This window comes from Rhizobium sp. USDA 4016 (genome assembly GCF_056279705.1).
The window spans coordinates 2,225,453-2,240,168 of sequence record NZ_JBWCCY010000004.1 but is presented as its reverse complement, the minus strand read 5'-3'; the positions used below and the strand labels follow the sequence as shown (position 1 = coordinate 2,240,168).

The following is a 14,716-nucleotide window of genomic DNA, read 5'->3' as shown; positions in this document are numbered from 1 at the left end:
CTGATTCCACGCTCGAATTTTGAAGAGAACCGGCCTCGTTAAACCCGGTCCAGCTGCCGCCGCAACATCGGAAACCATTAAGTGAGAAATGGGCGATTCCGTCAAGGGGTGGTTTTTAACGAAGCGTTCACCACAACATATTGTGGACGGCCCTGTGAAGACTGGGGAAAAGCCTGGAGGCCTTGAATTTCAGGGCTTTGCGGGCTTCAGGCACCTGAAAAGCGAGGATGAAAAGAAAAAGTTAGCCGAATCCAAATCTAAGGATGGCATTTTCGGCCCGGATCGGCATCGCGATTCGGGAGGCCTCACATCGCATCGAGCGCGACGGTCACCGTGGCAATGCCGATCGCCGCTCCAGCCTCGTCGCGGATGGTGAAACTGGCCTGCGCCTCGAGAATCTGCGTGGTCTCATCGCGCTCGGCGCGATCGACGAAAATCTCGTCCGAATCGCGCGCGAAGGTCTGCAGATATTTGTTTTCGTCGGCCTGCCAGAAATCCGTCGTCACTCTGCTCTCGCCGACATTGAGCCCATTCCTGTCGGTAATGAAGAACTCGACGATAACGCCCTGCGACGCATCCTGTTTTTCCTTCAAGTAGCGCGAAACGGGCGTGGATAGAATGGCGGACACCATCTGCAGGGCGCCGGTTTCCACTTCGGATCGGTAGGTCGAATCAAGGACCTGGATATCCGTGCTGCTGACGTCACTGAATTTGGCGTTCTGCTCTCTGATCGCGGCGAGGACCATCGGCGTGCTGACCATCGGCCGGACGACGGTATCCACATATTCGCGGACGACGGCGACATAAGCGGGTTCGGCAAAGGCCGGCACGGGCAACAAAGAGGGGATCGCCAGCCCTGAAGCGACGACCGCTCTAACCCAACCCCGGTATCCCATTCCCCGCTTCCTTGCTCCGCGCGTTTTCGCCCTCGCGCGATCCGTGACCCGGCCCTTGGCACGTCGCTCGGATGCGCGCGTGCAGGCCAGGCTCGCATCATACATCTGCAGTATTACTAAGATGACAATTCCGCGTGGAGTTTAATGGCCCGACGCTGTCAGCGCGGACCCTTGGCGATCGGCTCCTGATAGGTGAAGCCCATGTCCCAGGGGAAGTAGATCCAGGTGTCCTGGCTGACCTCCGTGACGAAGGTGTCGACCGTCGGCACGCCGAGCGGCTTTGCGTAGACGCAGGCAAAATGCGCCTTGGGCAGCATGGCGCGCACTTGCACCGCCGTCTTGCCGGTATCGGTGAGGTCGTCGATGACGAGGATGCCTTCGCCGCCATTTTCCTTGAGCTCCGGCGCAATGCCCTTCAGCACCACCATATCCCCCTGGTTCACGTAATCATGATAAGAAGCGACGCAGACCGTTTCGATCAGGCGGATGTCGAGTTCGCGGCAGATGATTGCCGCAGGAACCAGGCCGCCGCGGGTGATGCAGACAATGCCCTTGAATTCCTTGTTGAGGCCGGCGATGCGCCAGGCAAGCGCGCGGGCGTCGCGATGGAACTGATCCCAGGAAACGGGAAAGGCTTTATCGGGAAAAGACATCGAACTGCTCCGCGGCATGAAAGGAAAACCCGCCGGCGACCAAGCGCAATCCGTCAAACGCAAATCGCGCAGGGCCAACCCGCGCGAAAGGAAGTTCCGGAGCCCGTCACCGGTTGCCGCAATTAGCGGGATTTGCGGGTAAAACGCAAGTCCGGCCGGTGCTTCGTCAACGGGAGAGGAGGGTGAGCGCCGTCATCGACTGCAAGAGCGACTTCGTCGTGCCGCCGAAGATCATCTGCCAGAGGCGCGAATGGGTGTAGGCGCCCATCACCAGGAGATCGATGCTGCTGTCGGAGAGGCGGTTTTCGATGACGTTCGAGGCGCTCTTATGGGTGCCTTCCGCAACGGCAAGCGTCGCCTTCACGCCGTGGCGGGAAAGCGCGGCTGCGATTTCCGCTCCCGCCAGGCCCGCCGTCTGCATCGCAGAATCCACCGGATCGACGGAAAAGACCTCGACTTCGTCGGCAGCCTTCAGGATCGGCATGGCATCGAATGTCGCGCGTGCGGCTTCCTTCGAGCCGTTCCAGGCAATCATCACGCGTTTGATCGCTTTCGGTTGCCGCAAGATATAGGGGATCATCAGGACCGGACGGCCGCTTTCGAAAAGAAAGCTGTCGATATCGACCTGGCTGTCAGATGGCTTGGAAGGGTCCGCTTGCGAGGCGATCAAGAGGTCCGCGCTGCGGGCACTCTCGATCAGTGGCGCCGAGCCGTAGCCCGCCGAGGTGGCGAAGCTGCGCCATTCGAATGATGCGCCGGACGCTTCGGCTTTCTGGCGGAAGATGCGCTCCACTTCCACGGTCTCGGAATGCGCCATGTCCTGCAGCGCCTGAACGGCGACTGGATCGGGAATTTCCATCGGAGCGACCAGCGGCACGGCCGAGATGTTTTCGGCGTGGAGACCGATGACATGGGCATCGTTTTCGGCGGCAAGCTCAAAGGCAAAATCGGAGACCGCACGGCTGTTGTCGGCCGTATCGAGAATGGCGAGTATGGTCTTGTAAGGCATATCAATTCTCCTCGGCGGCTCAAAATGGTTTCGTAAGCAGGAAATGCGTTGTCGGTGGAACGGTTCCTTGGTTGTCGAGGGCGGTGTGTTGCTGCTCTAAGCTTCGGCGGACCGGTTTTCGTCAATCTCCCTGGTCCTACGAATGTTCTCGATCATGGCGTGAACCTCAGAGCCCGCTGCATCGACAGCCGCCTGCGACCGGCCGCGCACGACGATCTCCGTCGAGAATTTCTGGCCGACATAGCGCGGATAGGAGCCGATGCTGGTGTCCGGGTGCGCCTTCTGGATGGCGGCCAGCAGCATGCCGATATCGCCTTCGGCATAGGGGCAGGCGATCGCCAGCGACAGCACGCGCTGCCCGGTGCGAAGCGTCGGCAGCACATTGTCGACCATGGCCTGGAACACCTGCGGCACGCCCGCCATGACGTAGACATTGCCGATGACGAAGCCGGGCGCAGTCGACACCGGATTGGCGATGTGTGCCGCCCCGCGCGGCATGCGCGCCATGCGCTTGCGCGCTTCGGTGAATTCCATCTCGCGGCGCTTGTACATGTCACCGAGCAGTGTCATGGCAGCAGCATCATGGTCGCAGGGAACGCCAAAAGCCTTCGAGACTGCGTCCGCGGTGATATCGTCATGCGTGGGGCCGATGCCGCCCGAGGTGAAGACGTAGTCGTATTTGCCGCGAAGGGCGTTCAGAGCTTCGACGATCGCATCCTCGTCATCGGCGACGATCCTCACCTCCTTGAGATCGATGCCGGAAAGCTGAAGCATATCCGCCAGATGGCCAATGTTTTTGTCCTTGGTTCGGCCGGACAGAAGCTCATCGCCGATGGCGAGCATGGCGGCGGTGATGACAGTTTCAGTGCTCATGAGAGATATCCGATGATGGGGCTTTGCTATAGGTAGCGCCGTTTTCCCGGCTTGCAAATGGCGGCACCCGGTCGCGGCAGAAGGCGAAGGAAACGGTAAGTGCATTTAGACTACATACATTGGACGCTGAGTTCTGCGCAGGCAGGTCATGCTCAAGGAAGCGCGCTGATAGAACTTCGGCCGGTCAACCATTCAATCCGTGCGGAAGGCGCGCCAAGTCTGCGGGCGCCGAAGTCACCGTAAAGGGCGTTCCGGACCTGGTTCCCGAGGAGATGGGTGTCGATGAGATCAAGGGCGGCTCGCCCCACGGCGCGTCCACGATCACCGACTGCGATGGTTCGCGCCAGCTTTCAGCAATCGAGCTGGAAGCCGCGAAATACCAGGCCGCGCACGTCGCAAAGATCGCGGCGAAGCTCGGGTAAGACGCTTTCCGATCAAATGGTAGAGGCGGCGCGGCTCATCGCTGCGCCGTTGCTTGGCCGCAAGAGGTGCTTTCGTGCAATTCCTGTTGATTTTAACCGAAGCAGCATTCACGCGGCGCCAAAGTCGGCCGCTACCCGTGAAACTGCAGGGCTATGACCAGCAACATGGTCCCGGCAAGCACGCTCCCGAACAAACACGCAGCGGCTGTTTTGTAAAACCTGAGACGCCGCGCCCTTTCTCCACTCCAATCGTAAACCATCGTCTTACTCCCACAAGACAAGCTTACACGCATCGTGGCACTGTAATTCGTGCATCCGCAAAGGCGCCTTCGAGCCCTGCCGCCTTTCAGACGCCGGCATAAAATCATATTTATTGGGATTGATAAAGATGGTGGGGCGAGACCAGTAGGCGCATAGGTCTCTCCGCCGCGGCTGTACGACCTGCGATTTCGTCCTGTGTGCCAATAGGACCGGAGATTTTGATGCGCGCTGTTATCGCTTCCCTGCTGGTCGCCCTTGCCCTTGCCGGATGCAACACGGCTCCGCCGTAGCCCATCCGCGGCAGCCTCACCTATGGCAGAGTCGTCCGCGTTCCCGCGCGAGCGGGATACACCGTCAAGCACGAGTTTCCGGACAAGTTCGGATACCGGGTCTACGAAAGATACGTGGTTCAGCCGGATGGAACGCTGAAGCTCATCTCCCGCCGAACCGGCTCCGACTACTGGCACTTTCCCCGGATGAAATGGTGAGTGGACTGCCCGGCGTCGCAAAAACCTCGCGTCACGGCTGCGTGCTGGTGCGGGCGACGGGGATCGAACCCGTAAGGATTTCTCCGAGGGATTTTAAGTCCCTTGCGTCTACCAGTTTCGCCACGCCCGCGCGCGATCCTCAATTAACGACTGGAGTGATTCAGTCAAGAGCGCCGGCGGCGGCACCGGTTTGCGGCTTTGGAGCGGGAACGGCCTCGATCCTTTGCTTCATCTGCCCGCGCCGGTAGGTAGCGCGGCCGGTAAGAATGCCGACCATGGCGCCGGCTGCCTTGATGACCGAGTCGTGCAGGCGTGCATGACGTGTCGGCGACAGGTATTGCAGGAACTCGATGGCGAGTGCGCCGAAGATCAGCAGCAGTGCGACGAGCTTCCACTGTTTCGGATAGCCGAGCGCGAAAACGAAGCCGGTGACGGCATAGGCAAGCGCGCGGTCGGCGTTGACGCTGGTCATCGTATGCGGCCTGAGGCCGATCGGCGAAATGGTGACGAAAATGATGGCGGCAAGCAGCAGCCAGGCGAGCGGTCGCATAAAACGGGATGTCATCATCCCTTCACGTTAGCAGCATTGCAAAGCGAACGCACGAGGGAGCTGCAGCAATCCACCAAGCGCGATGAGGAAAGCTTTCTGCAGAGCGAACCGCACGGCCGTTAAACGGACTTCTTTTGCCAGCCGACCTGTGCCATAGCGAAGTCTTGAGACAGGAATGGACCGATGACCGTCACAAGACAGGATGTAGATCGCGCGGAAGAGGCGCTGCGCAGCCTCTTTCCGGCAACGCCGCTGCAGCTCAACGACCATCTTTCGGCGCGCTACGGTGCTGAAATCTGGCTGAAGCGGGAGGATCTGTCGCCCGTCCGTTCTTACAAGATCCGCGGCGCCTTTAATTTCTTCCGCAAGGCGATTGCCGAAGGGAGCGGCGAGCGCCTCTTCATCTGCGCTTCGGCGGGCAACCATGCGCAGGGCTTTGCCTATGTCTGCCGCCATTTCGGCGTTCAGGGCGTGGTCTTCATGCCGGTGACGACGCCGCAGCAGAAGATCGACAAGACGCGCATGTTCGGCGCCGAATTCATCACCATCAAGCTCTACGGCGATTTCTTCGATCAATGCTATCAGGCCGCCCGCGACCATGCCGAGGCGGAAGGAGGCGTCATGGTGCCGCCCTTCGACCATGCGGACATCATCGAGGGGCAGGCAACGGTCGCAGCAGAAATCATGCAGCAGCTGCCGGAGGGTAGGGTGCCGGACATGCTGGTCTTGCCGGTCGGCGGCGGCGGGCTTGCTGCGGGCATCACGGGCTATCTCAAGGGCTCGGTCCCAAATTCCGCCTTTGTCTTCACCGAGCCGGCAGGCGCGCCGAGTCTGAAACGCAGCATCGAGGCCGGCGAAGTGGTGACGCTTTCCAAGGTCGACAATTTTGTCGACGGCGCGGCCGTTGCCCGCATCGGCGACCTGAATTTCGCAGCGCTCAAAGGCTTTGCAACCGCGCAGGTCATGCTGATGCCAGAGAACGCCATCTGCGTGACGATCTCGGAAATGCTCAATGTCGAGGGCGTCGTGCTGGAGCCGGCAGGGGCTTTGTCTTTGACGGCGATCGCGGCGATGGATCCGCAGACCATTCGCGACAAGACGATCGTCGCGGTTGTCTCCGGCGGCAATTTCGACTTCGAGCGGCTGCCCGACGTCAAGGAGCGCGCGATGCGTTACGCCGGGCTGAAGAAATACTTCATCCTGCGGCTGCCGCAGCGCCCCGGCGCGCTCCGCGATTTCCTCAATCTTCTGGGGCCGGACGACGACATCGCCCGCTTCGAATACCTGAAGAAGACGGCGCGCAACTTCGGCTCGGTTCTGATCGGCATCGAGACCAAGGCGCCGGAGAACTTCGCCACCCTGATTTCGAATTTCGAAAAGGCCGGCATGGGCTTCGAGGACATCACCGAGAACGACATCCTCGCCAACCTCATCATTTGACTTTGCGGGCGCGAGCGGCCCGTGTTAAAGGCGGAACATGGCTTCGATCTTATCCAGCATTTTCTCGATGTTTTCCGGTGGCGGCAAATTGGCCGAGGCGAGCGCAGGCCCGAAAGGCGAGCCGCAGCTTTACGCCGATTGCGCCATCTACGCTGAGCCGCGCAAGGAAGGCGGACAGTTCCGCCTGGCAGGCCGCATCGAAAAGACGGTCGGCGGCGAGGTTTTGGTACGCAATTTCATCCGCGCCGACATGTTCTCCTCGTCGGACGATGCGATCGAATGCACGGTGCGCAAAGCGCACCAGATCATCGATCAGCACGGCCCCTCGCTTTTCGGCGACGGTGCAAAGGAGCGGCAGGTCTAGCCGCTCACTTCCCATAGCCTTCGCCGGGGCGGCTTTGCGGCGGCATCCATACAGGGAGGCCGCGGGTTACCCTGACTGACGTCACGCGACCGTTTCTTAACCGTATCGCGCTATGAAGAAGCGGTTGGAGAGCGGAAAGCGCGATGGCAATTGTCAATCTCGGCCTCATTGTGGTGGAAGCCGTCGGCTACTTCGCGCTGATGGTGAGCCTGCTGCATTTCCGCCACGGGCTGGGCCTTGGCGTTTTCATGACGGCGCTCGGCGTCATGCATTTCATGGAAACCTATCTCGCCGCCGTATTCTACGTGTCGCTGCCTTTCGGTGTCGCCTCGCCCGGATCGTCGGTCTTCTTCGCCGGCAAGCTGATGATGATCCTGATGCTCTACCTGGAGGAGGATGCTTCGACGGTCCGGCAGCCGATCTACGGCCTGTTCCTCGGCAATCTCCTGACCGTCGCGATCGCGTGGGTTCTGCAACTGCATGAAACCGTCGAGATTTCACCCGGCAATGCCGCCGATTTCAGCTTCCTGAAGGAGATGGGCTGGCTGATGGTCTGGGGTACGGCGCTGCTCTACCTCGACGCGCTCGGTATCATTCTGCTGTACGAACGCCTTGGTCATTGGATGAAGCGTAAGGTGATCCTTCGTTTCATGCTGTGCGGCTTCGCACTTCTGACCTTCGACCAGATCGGCTTCTTCGGCGCCTTGCACTATTTTCTCGACGTACCGCTTGCAGCCTTCTGGGACGGCTGGAGGGCAAAGATGTTCGCGGTCTGCATCTATACCGCGCTCTTTGCCTTCTACCGGCTTTATATTCATCGAAACGGCGTTCCGGCGGCAGCACGCTCGCTCAGCGGTCTGTTCGGCGACCTGACATTCCGCGAGCGGTACAACGATCTTCTGGAGCGGACCGGCAGGGACATTCTGACGGGCGTCTACGACCGCTCGCGTATGGAGCTCGAAGCACCGGTCATGATGCGGGAAGCCATGCGGCAAGGGCAGTTTACAACCGTCATCATCATCGATGCCGACCACTTCAAGGACGTCAACGACAACTTCGGCCATCTGCAGGGTGATGAGGTTCTGAAGTCGATCGCCGCCCGGCTGGTGATGATCCTGCGTTCTGCAGACAGGGTGTTCCGCTTTGGTGGCGAAGAATTCGTTGCAATTTGCCCGGGCACGGACCACGAGGAGGGCTTGTTGGTCGCAGAACGGCTCCGATGGACGATCGCGACAAGCGTCAGGACACCAGATGCAAGACCCGTCACCGTCAGCATCGGCGTTGCGACCGCCGACGAAGATGGCGTGAGCTTCATGACCGTTCTCTCGACTGCAGATGACCGGCTCTACCGGGCAAAGAAGAATGGCCGGAATTGCGTCTTCGGCCGTACGGGCTTAGTCAAAGTCAGCTAATCTGACGCTTGGTTCCGGAGCCTGCTCGCCCGACCAACTAAGCTGCGACAAATGCAATGGGCAATGAGCGGAAGAACGTTTACTTCTGGATCGCGCCCGAGCGGCAGTTCTGTGTCTGCGGGACAAGTGCTGCCCTGGGCGCAGTGGCTATCGGCCCGTTGCGCCGCCCATTGCAGACTATGCGAACTATGTCGCCCGGTTCGACGTTATCGCCGAATATCTCGTGCGCTGGCAGCCGCCCTCCCTCATGCCCTGGGGAACGCACGACGCATTCTTCGACCTCGCTGAGATTCTGTCGTGGGTGCGGACGATGCCCAGGATGGAAGCTCACGTTTTCGACGCAGGCCACCTCCTGCTCGAGACGCACGCGGCCGCGTCGCTCATGCTCGACATCAGGCGCACCCAACTGATCAGTAGTGACGAGGGCCGCCAACGCACTATCCTCGCGCCATTCAAACCGAGCAACTGCAACGTCCGCAACGGGCCGGAAGAGGTGTTCCGGACAGGATGTCAAGCGTCAGACTCGTCGGGTATGGCGCAGCGGAAACAAAAAGCGGCCGGACAGAGCCGGCCGCTTCTGGGGGCGATGTTAAGCGGTTAGGCGGCGAGAGCGATCTCTTCGGCGCGGGCCTTGGCGGCGCTGATCGCCTTTTCCGCAGCTTCCGGACCGAAAGCGAGGCCTTCGACATAGACGGTTTCGATGTCGGTGACGCCGAGGAAGCCCAGAACCGACTTCAGATACGGAACGGCATGGTTCATGCCGGCGGCAGGACCCTGCGAGTAGACGCCGCCGGAGGCCAGCACGACATAGACCTTCTTGCCGGTTGCAAGCCCGACCGGGCCGCTTTCGGTGTACTTGAAGGTGCGGCCGGCGCGGGCGACGTTGTCGATCCAGGTCTTCAGCGATGAATAGATATTGAAGTTGATGAGGCCTGTGCCGATGACGATGGTGTCGGCGGCGAGCAGCTCGTCGATGAGCGCGTCGGAGGTCTTCACGGCTTCGGCTTCCTGCGCCGTGCGGTCTTCGGCAGGCTTGCGGATTGCGGCGGTAAACAGGTCATCGATGTGCGGTAGCGGATTGGCGGCGAGGTCGCGGCGGACGATGACGCTGCCCGGCTTCTGGGCCTGAAGCTTGCCGGCGAGATCGGTGGCAATGGTGGTCGAAAGCGATTCAGCGCGCGGGCTGGATGTCAGGAGCAGGATGGACGACATAGTTGAATTTCCTCTCGAATTGGGGTGCTGCGAGCTCGCTTGGGAGGTTCGAGCCGCCTTCAGAGGAAAAATAGGACTGGCCGGCTATCGAAAAAACTGGGATAATGTCGATCGAAATTATCGATAGATTGGATGGAAGATGCTTCCCAACCCGACATTGGATCAGCTGCAGGTGTTCCTTACCGTGGCAGAAACCGGCAGCTTCTCCGCCGCCTCGCGCGCGCTCAACCGCGCGCAGTCGGTGATCAGCTACACGATCGCGAACCTCGAGGCACAGCTCGAGATGCCGCTTTTTGAGCGTTCCGGCGCCCGCCAGCCGAAGCTCACGGATGCGGGCAAGGCCATGCTCGAAGATGCGCGCCGCCTGCTGACCGATCTGCAGGTGATGCGCGCCCGCGTCAAAGGGCTGAAGGAAGGATTGGAAGCGGAGGTCTCTGTGGCGATCAGCGTCATGGTGCCGTCTCCGGCAACGGTGGACGTGCTGCGGGAGTTCCGTGAGCAATTTCCGTCCGTTGCGCTCAATCTCACGGTCGGCGAGCTTGGCATGGTCATGGAGACCGTCCTGAGCGGCAAGGCGACGATCGGCATCGGCGGAGCCGTCCTGAAGCCGGACGACTCGATGCTGATGGAAAAGATCGGCCATTCCTTCATGATGCCGGTGGCCTCGCGCAATCATCCGTTAGCGCAGATAGGTCGGCCGTTGACGCTTGGCGATGTTCGAGAGGAAGTACAGCTCGTCGTCACCGATGCGTCCGGGCTGACGAAAGGCCGCGATTTCAACGTGCTTTCTTACAAGACCTGGCGTGTCAGCGACATCGCGACCAAGCACGCGTTGATCCGCGGCGGCCTCGGCTGGGGCGGCCTGCCTGCATCTATCATCCGTGACGACCTGATGAGCGGCGCACTCGTTCATCTCGACCTTGAGGCATATGAGCAAGGCGAGTATCCGATCTATGCCATGCGCCGCCTCGCCAATCCGCCAGGCCCAGCTGCGGCATGGATGATCGATGCATTTCGCACCAGGCTGTCCCAATGCCCTAACCACGCCGATTTCACGGCGGCGCTGAGCGAGATTCGCGGACCGGAAATGCCGCTTGCAGCGGAATAGGCGAGGCGCTGCCGCCTCGCCTGGCTTTCACATCGGCTAGAGAACCAGCCTGAACTTTGCAAATCCGTCCACGCCCTCGCCGGCATCCTCCAGCTTGACACTCTTGACGTCGGCCAGGAATTGCTTGGCCTTCGGCCCGCTCTGGAAGACGGCGCTCGTGCCCGGCAGCGGCTTGAAGGTCCAGTTGCCGTCGGCGGACGGATTGATCGTGCCCTGATCATGAACGAAGCGGACGATCACGTCGCGGTTGGTGTCCGGAGCCTGGAAGACGACCTTGTCGGCTGCGATCTCCGGGAACTTGCCGCCGCCGCCCGCACGGTAGTTGTTGGTGACCACGACGAACTTCTGCTTGAGGTCGATCGGCTTGCCGTCGAACTGCAGATTCTGGATGCGGTTCGAGCTTTCATTGATCGCCTTGCCGTCATTGTCGTATTTGCGCGGCTGCGAAAGGTCGATCTGGTAGGTTACACCGTCGATGACATCGAAGTTGTAGGACGGGAAATCACCGTTGAGCAATTCCGCATCCGTTGCACCGGGCTTCACCTCGTTGAACATGCCGGCCGACATTTCCAGCCAGTTCTTCACCTGCTCGCCGGTAACGACCACTGCCTGCACGGTGTTCGGATAGAGGTAGAGGTCGGCGACATTCTTGATCGCGACATCGCCCGCCGGAACGTCGGTATAGTAATCCGCGCCGCCGCGGCCGCCTGCCTTGAAAGGAGCAGCGGCCGAAAGGACGGGCAGATCCTTAAATTCGGTATCAGCCAGCATCTGCTTGATGTACCAGGTCTGCGCCTGACTGACGATCTGCACGGAGGGATCGTCGGCAACGAGGGCGAAGTAGGAATAGAGCGGCGCCGACGTCTTGCCGACCGGGGTGCGGACATAGGCGAGCGTCGCCTCATGCTCAGCCTTTGCGGCTTCGATCACGTCCTTCTTGTCGCCGACGTCGGCAACGACCTTCTTCTTGTCGTCGCGGTGATAGATCGGCCGAGCCTCGGCGGTGAAATCGACGATCGTCCAGCTCTTGCCGTTCTTTTCCAGAAGCAGGTCGATGAGGCCAAGATGCGAGCCCCAAAATCCGGCCATGACCGTCGGCTTGCCATGCAGCGTGCCTTTCACTGGATCGGCGTTGGCAATCCCGTCCCAACTCTTCGGGCCGGGGAAGACAAGGTGCTGATGGCCGGTGAAGATCGCATCGATGCCGTCCACGGCGGCAAGATGCAGCGAGGCATTCTCCATCTTCTCGGAGGGGGCGGAGCCGTCGATGCCGGAGTGGGAAAGCGCGATGACGATATCGGCGCCTTCCTCCTTCATCGCCGGAACCCAGGCCTTGGCGGCCTCGACGATGTCGCGTGTCTGCGCCTTGCCTTCGAGGTTCTTGATGTCCCAGAGCATGATCTGCGGCGGCACGAAGCCGATGAAGCCGATCTTGACCGGGCTCTCGTTGCCTGCGCCGTCCTTGATCTGCTTTTCGACGATCACGTAGGGCTTGAAGAAGAGATCGTCCTTCTTCGGATCGGAGGCGAGCTGGCCCTTCGTCAGGTTGGCGCAGACGAACGGGAAATTCGCGCCGCCAAGCACCTTGAACATGAAATCGAGGCCGTAGTTGAACTCGTGGTTTCCGAGCGTGCCGACAGTATAGCCAAGCGTGTTCATCGCCTTGATGACCGGGTGGACGTCGCCATCTTTCATGCCGTGTTGATAGGCCATGTAATCGCCCATCGGATTGCCCTGCAGCAGGTCACCATTGTCGATCAGCAGCGAGTTGGCCGCTTCGGCGCGAATGTTATCGATGATCGTCGCGGTGCGCGCCAGACCCATCGTGTCGTTCGGCTTGTCGGCATAGTAGTCGTATGGGAAAACGTTGACATGGATGTCTGTGGTTTCCATGAGCCGCAGATGCGCTTGATTGGCGGCCGCGCGCGCTGTGAAGGGGTGGAGCAGAACAAGCGCCGACGTCGCGGCAATGCCGCCAAGTAATGACCGGCGGGTAATCGGGTGCAAATCAAGAATGGAAGACATTGAACACTCCTTCGCAAATGACCCATGGCTCAACCGGCGGCGAGCCTAGGATGATTTGCACGGCAGTGCATCTGGAAAATGACAAACCGGCTTTGGATGTTATCGCGTTAACACCGGCTTCACATCCTTGTGGAAGAAGCGGAAGTAGGATGCGACCTGAGCCTGGGCGTTGGAGTTCGGGTCGAACTGGATACCGAGGCGCCCATTGTGGCTCCACCGGATTATGCCGTGCAGCGTTCCAAGATCTTCCGCTAGGATTTGTACGCGGCTGCCCGATGCGGCATAAAGCGGCGTTCGAATTTCCACCGCAGCGCCCGTTATCGAGAGATTGAGGATGCGGGCGTCTACTTCGTTATTGAGATAGCGAACCTTACCGAAAATGCGGCAATACTTGCGTTCGGCCCTGCGAGTAATGATATTCAGATTACGCATTATGCAGCCCTCAATAGAATACTTGGCGCACTGTATCGCGAAAATATTGAAAAATCCTTTTATAGAAACCGCTAAATTACGAGATGGGTTCTATCTCCGCACAGCGCCGCTGCGCGCCACCACATGCTCACGCCAGATGGTGAAAATGCCGGCAGCCACGACGATCACCGAGCCGGCGATCGTGTTGAGGCTCAGGGCTTCGTCAAAGATGACGACGCCGATGATCGAGGCGTAGACGAGCTGCAGATACGTAAGCGGCTGAACGGCCGCGGCATCGAGCATGTCATAGGCGCGGATCAGGAAATAGTGGCTTGAGATGCCGGTTAGGCAGAGAAGCGCCATCCAGCCCCAGTCACTGGCCGACATCGGGGTCCAATAGAAAGGACCGATGAGTGTTATCGTTATGCCGCCCGCGACGCCGGTATAGAAGAAGCTCGTCATCGAAGAATCGTCACGGCTGACGAGGCGAGTGGCGATGACGTAGAAGGCGAAGAGGAAGCAGCCCAAGACCGCAAGCAGCAGCTTCGGATCAAAAAAGCCGCTTTCTGGCTTCAAGATCAAAAGAACACCGGCGAGCCCCGCGCAGATTGCCGTCCAGCGGCGCCACCCGACGCGCTCGCCGAGCAGCGGCACGGAAAGGAGGGCGATCAGGATCGGAGTGCCGGCAAAGATCGCCTGGGTGCGCGCAAGTCCGATGATCGCGAAACAGGTGATCGCCAGCACGACCTGCGCGGCAAGCAGCACGCCACGCGTGACCTGAAGCAACGGCCGGTTCGTGCGCACGGTCGCCTTCAGGCCGCCGCGCATTCTCGACGCGAGCAGGATCGTGAAAATTGCAAAGGCCCAGTAGCGGATCATCGTCACGAAAACCGGCGGATAGGTGCTCGCCAGATGCTTCGAGATGCCGTCCTGCACGGAAAAGATGGTGATCGCCAGAAGGACGAAAGTATAGCCTTGCGTCTTGGATTTCATGCCTTGCCGTAAGGCGGGAGAGGCCCGCATACGACTGAAGCTAGGCCAGGATTCATGCCGCTTTGCAAGGCCTCAAAGCCCGACATTCGGCCTGTCGATGATTTCCCGGAGCGCGAAGCTGGAATTGATCTTGACGACGTGGGGCAGGGCGGAGAGCCAGTCGCGGTGTATGCGCTCGTAGTCTTCCAGGTCGCGTGCGGCGACACGCAGAATGTAGTCGTACTCGCCCGACATTAGGTAGCAGACGAGCACGTTCGGGCAGCGCTTTACCGCCGCCTCGAATTCCGCAAGGGTCTTCGCAAACTGGCCGGAGAGCGAGATGTGCACGATGGCGATCATCTTGTAGTCCAGTGCCTTGTGTGAAAGGCGCGCGTGATAGCCGCCGATGACGCCGCTCTTCTCAAGAATGTCGAGCCGTCTGGAACAGGCGGAAGCCGAAAGGCCCACCTTGTTCGCAAGATCGGCATTGGTGATGCGGGCGTTCGCCTGAAGCGCCTTCAGAATCGCACGATCGATAGTATCGAGTTCAGACATTCGAAGAACCTTCGAAAAGAGGGTCGTTTTCGCAATAATCCTCGAAAAATAGTTCTTAGGCAAAT

15 protein-coding genes, 1 tRNA gene and 1 pseudogene are annotated in these 14,716 nt (G+C 60.0%); 6 read left to right on the top strand and 11 right to left on the bottom strand.

Annotation, left to right across the window (positions count from 1 at the left end; genetic code table 11):
• Positions 1-305 precede the first annotated feature (305 nt).
• From ACZ9DP_RS26430 to ACZ9DP_RS26415, 4 genes are all read right to left on the bottom strand, one after another.
• The gene (locus ACZ9DP_RS26430; RefSeq protein ID WP_476204044.1) at positions 306-896 is read right to left on the bottom strand and encodes a hypothetical protein; all 591 of its coding nucleotides are present in this window, start codon (positions 894-896) and stop codon (positions 306-308) included.
• Positions 897-1,054: 158 nt separating this feature from the next.
• Positions 1,055-1,549 (bottom strand): xanthine phosphoribosyltransferase, encoded by a 495-nt coding sequence (gene gpt, locus ACZ9DP_RS26425; RefSeq protein WP_074061031.1) that lies wholly within the window; start codon positions 1,547-1,549, stop codon positions 1,055-1,057.
• Positions 1,550-1,715: 166 nt separating this feature from the next.
• The gene (locus ACZ9DP_RS26420) at positions 1,716-2,558 is read right to left on the bottom strand and encodes a universal stress protein (RefSeq protein ID WP_476204043.1); all 843 of its coding nucleotides are present in this window, start codon (positions 2,556-2,558) and stop codon (positions 1,716-1,718) included.
• Between the two features lie 96 nt (positions 2,559-2,654).
• Positions 2,655-3,431, bottom strand: coding sequence for a competence/damage-inducible protein A (locus ACZ9DP_RS26415; RefSeq protein WP_476204042.1), 777 nt, complete (start codon positions 3,429-3,431; stop codon positions 2,655-2,657).
• A gap of 269 nt (positions 3,432-3,700) precedes the next feature.
• Between ACZ9DP_RS26415 and ACZ9DP_RS26410 the strand changes: the two are divergent.
• Both ACZ9DP_RS26410 and ACZ9DP_RS26405 read left to right on the top strand, forming a co-directional pair.
• Positions 3,701-3,853: pseudogene (locus ACZ9DP_RS26410) on the top strand (NAD(P)H:quinone oxidoreductase); the annotation flags it as partial.
• A 554-nt stretch (positions 3,854-4,407) separates the two neighbouring features.
• Positions 4,408-4,602 (top strand): hypothetical protein, encoded by a 195-nt coding sequence (locus ACZ9DP_RS26405; protein WP_476205483.1) that lies wholly within the window; start codon positions 4,408-4,410, stop codon positions 4,600-4,602.
• A gap of 45 nt (positions 4,603-4,647) precedes the next feature.
• On the opposite strand, the gene ACZ9DP_RS26400 is transcribed toward ACZ9DP_RS26405, so the two are convergent.
• Positions 4,648-4,732: transfer RNA gene (locus ACZ9DP_RS26400), tRNA-Leu, on the bottom strand.
• A gap of 30 nt (positions 4,733-4,762) precedes the next feature.
• The gene (locus ACZ9DP_RS26395) at positions 4,763-5,170 is read right to left on the bottom strand and encodes a VanZ family protein (RefSeq protein ID WP_194729514.1); all 408 of its coding nucleotides are present in this window, start codon (positions 5,168-5,170) and stop codon (positions 4,763-4,765) included.
• Positions 5,171-5,335: 165 nt separating this feature from the next.
• Here ACZ9DP_RS26395 and ilvA point away from each other — a divergent pair, with 165 nt between their 5' ends.
• The 3 genes from ilvA to ACZ9DP_RS26380 all read left to right on the top strand — a co-directional run bounded on the left by ilvA (position 5,336) and on the right by ACZ9DP_RS26380 (position 8,368).
• A complete protein-coding gene (gene ilvA, locus ACZ9DP_RS26390) occupies positions 5,336-6,592 on the top strand; it encodes a threonine ammonia-lyase (protein WP_476204041.1) in 1,257 nt (418 codons plus the stop codon).
• Between the two features lie 37 nt (positions 6,593-6,629).
• A complete protein-coding gene (locus tag ACZ9DP_RS26385; RefSeq protein WP_476204040.1) occupies positions 6,630-6,956 on the top strand; it encodes an HlyU family transcriptional regulator in 327 nt (108 codons plus the stop codon).
• 143 nt (positions 6,957-7,099) lie between these two features.
• Positions 7,100-8,368, top strand: coding sequence for a GGDEF domain-containing protein (locus ACZ9DP_RS26380; protein WP_476204039.1), 1,269 nt, complete (start codon positions 7,100-7,102; stop codon positions 8,366-8,368).
• Positions 8,369-8,965: 597 nt separating this feature from the next.
• Here ACZ9DP_RS26380 and ACZ9DP_RS26375 read toward each other — a convergent pair.
• Positions 8,966-9,580 (bottom strand): FMN-dependent NADH-azoreductase, encoded by a 615-nt coding sequence (locus tag ACZ9DP_RS26375; protein ID WP_194729517.1) that lies wholly within the window; start codon positions 9,578-9,580, stop codon positions 8,966-8,968.
• 139 nt (positions 9,581-9,719) lie between these two features.
• On the opposite strand from ACZ9DP_RS26375, the gene ACZ9DP_RS26370 reads away from it, so the two are divergent.
• On the top strand, positions 9,720-10,688 hold the full coding sequence (locus ACZ9DP_RS26370; RefSeq protein ID WP_476204038.1) for a LysR family transcriptional regulator: 969 nt from the start codon (positions 9,720-9,722) through the stop codon (positions 10,686-10,688).
• A 36-nt stretch (positions 10,689-10,724) separates the two neighbouring features.
• Here the strand turns inward: ACZ9DP_RS26370 and ACZ9DP_RS26365 are convergent, their stop codons facing one another.
• From ACZ9DP_RS26365 to ACZ9DP_RS26350, 4 genes are all read right to left on the bottom strand, one after another.
• Positions 10,725-12,713: a bifunctional 2',3'-cyclic-nucleotide 2'-phosphodiesterase/3'-nucleotidase gene (locus tag ACZ9DP_RS26365; protein WP_476204037.1), complete on the bottom strand. Its 1,989-nt coding sequence runs from the start codon at positions 12,711-12,713 to the stop codon at positions 10,725-10,727.
• A 99-nt stretch (positions 12,714-12,812) separates the two neighbouring features.
• The gene (locus ACZ9DP_RS26360; protein ID WP_239599056.1) at positions 12,813-13,145 is read right to left on the bottom strand and encodes a PilZ domain-containing protein; all 333 of its coding nucleotides are present in this window, start codon (positions 13,143-13,145) and stop codon (positions 12,813-12,815) included.
• Positions 13,146-13,235: 90 nt separating this feature from the next.
• Positions 13,236-14,117: a DMT family transporter gene (locus ACZ9DP_RS26355; RefSeq protein ID WP_476204036.1), complete on the bottom strand. Its 882-nt coding sequence runs from the start codon at positions 14,115-14,117 to the stop codon at positions 13,236-13,238.
• 72 nt (positions 14,118-14,189) lie between these two features.
• Positions 14,190-14,651, bottom strand: coding sequence for an Lrp/AsnC family transcriptional regulator (locus ACZ9DP_RS26350; RefSeq protein ID WP_022718321.1), 462 nt, complete (start codon positions 14,649-14,651; stop codon positions 14,190-14,192).
• Between the last annotated feature and the right edge of the window lie 65 nt (positions 14,652-14,716).

What these genes read in the sequence shown, in the direction of transcription:
- ACZ9DP_RS26430 (WP_476204044.1), bottom strand. Translation starts at nt 896, where the DNA reads ATGGGATACCGGGGTTGGGTTAGAGCGGTCGTCGCTTCAGGGCTGGCG.
- gpt (WP_074061031.1), bottom strand. Translation starts at nt 1,549, where the DNA reads ATGTCTTTTCCCGATAAAGCCTTTCCCGTTTCCTGGGATCAGTTCCAT.
- ACZ9DP_RS26420 (WP_476204043.1), bottom strand. Translation starts at nt 2,558, where the DNA reads ATGCCTTACAAGACCATACTCGCCATTCTCGATACGGCCGACAACAGC.
- ACZ9DP_RS26415 (WP_476204042.1), bottom strand. Translation starts at nt 3,431, where the DNA reads ATGAGCACTGAAACTGTCATCACCGCCGCCATGCTCGCCATCGGCGAT.
- ACZ9DP_RS26395 (WP_194729514.1), bottom strand. Translation starts at nt 5,170, where the DNA reads ATGATGACATCCCGTTTTATGCGACCGCTCGCCTGGCTGCTGCTTGCC.
- ilvA (WP_476204041.1), top strand. Translation starts at nt 5,336, where the DNA reads ATGACCGTCACAAGACAGGATGTAGATCGCGCGGAAGAGGCGCTGCGC.
- ACZ9DP_RS26385 (WP_476204040.1), top strand. Translation starts at nt 6,630, where the DNA reads ATGGCTTCGATCTTATCCAGCATTTTCTCGATGTTTTCCGGTGGCGGC.
- ACZ9DP_RS26380 (WP_476204039.1), top strand. Translation starts at nt 7,100, where the DNA reads ATGGCAATTGTCAATCTCGGCCTCATTGTGGTGGAAGCCGTCGGCTAC.
- ACZ9DP_RS26375 (WP_194729517.1), bottom strand. Translation starts at nt 9,580, where the DNA reads ATGTCGTCCATCCTGCTCCTGACATCCAGCCCGCGCGCTGAATCGCTT.
- ACZ9DP_RS26370 (WP_476204038.1), top strand. Translation starts at nt 9,720, where the DNA reads ATGCTTCCCAACCCGACATTGGATCAGCTGCAGGTGTTCCTTACCGTG.
- ACZ9DP_RS26365 (WP_476204037.1), bottom strand. Translation starts at nt 12,713, where the DNA reads ATGTCTTCCATTCTTGATTTGCACCCGATTACCCGCCGGTCATTACTT.
- ACZ9DP_RS26360 (WP_239599056.1), bottom strand. Translation starts at nt 13,145, where the DNA reads ATGCGTAATCTGAATATCATTACTCGCAGGGCCGAACGCAAGTATTGC.
- ACZ9DP_RS26355 (WP_476204036.1), bottom strand. Translation starts at nt 14,117, where the DNA reads ATGAAATCCAAGACGCAAGGCTATACTTTCGTCCTTCTGGCGATCACC.
- ACZ9DP_RS26350 (WP_022718321.1), bottom strand. Translation starts at nt 14,651, where the DNA reads ATGTCTGAACTCGATACTATCGATCGTGCGATTCTGAAGGCGCTTCAG.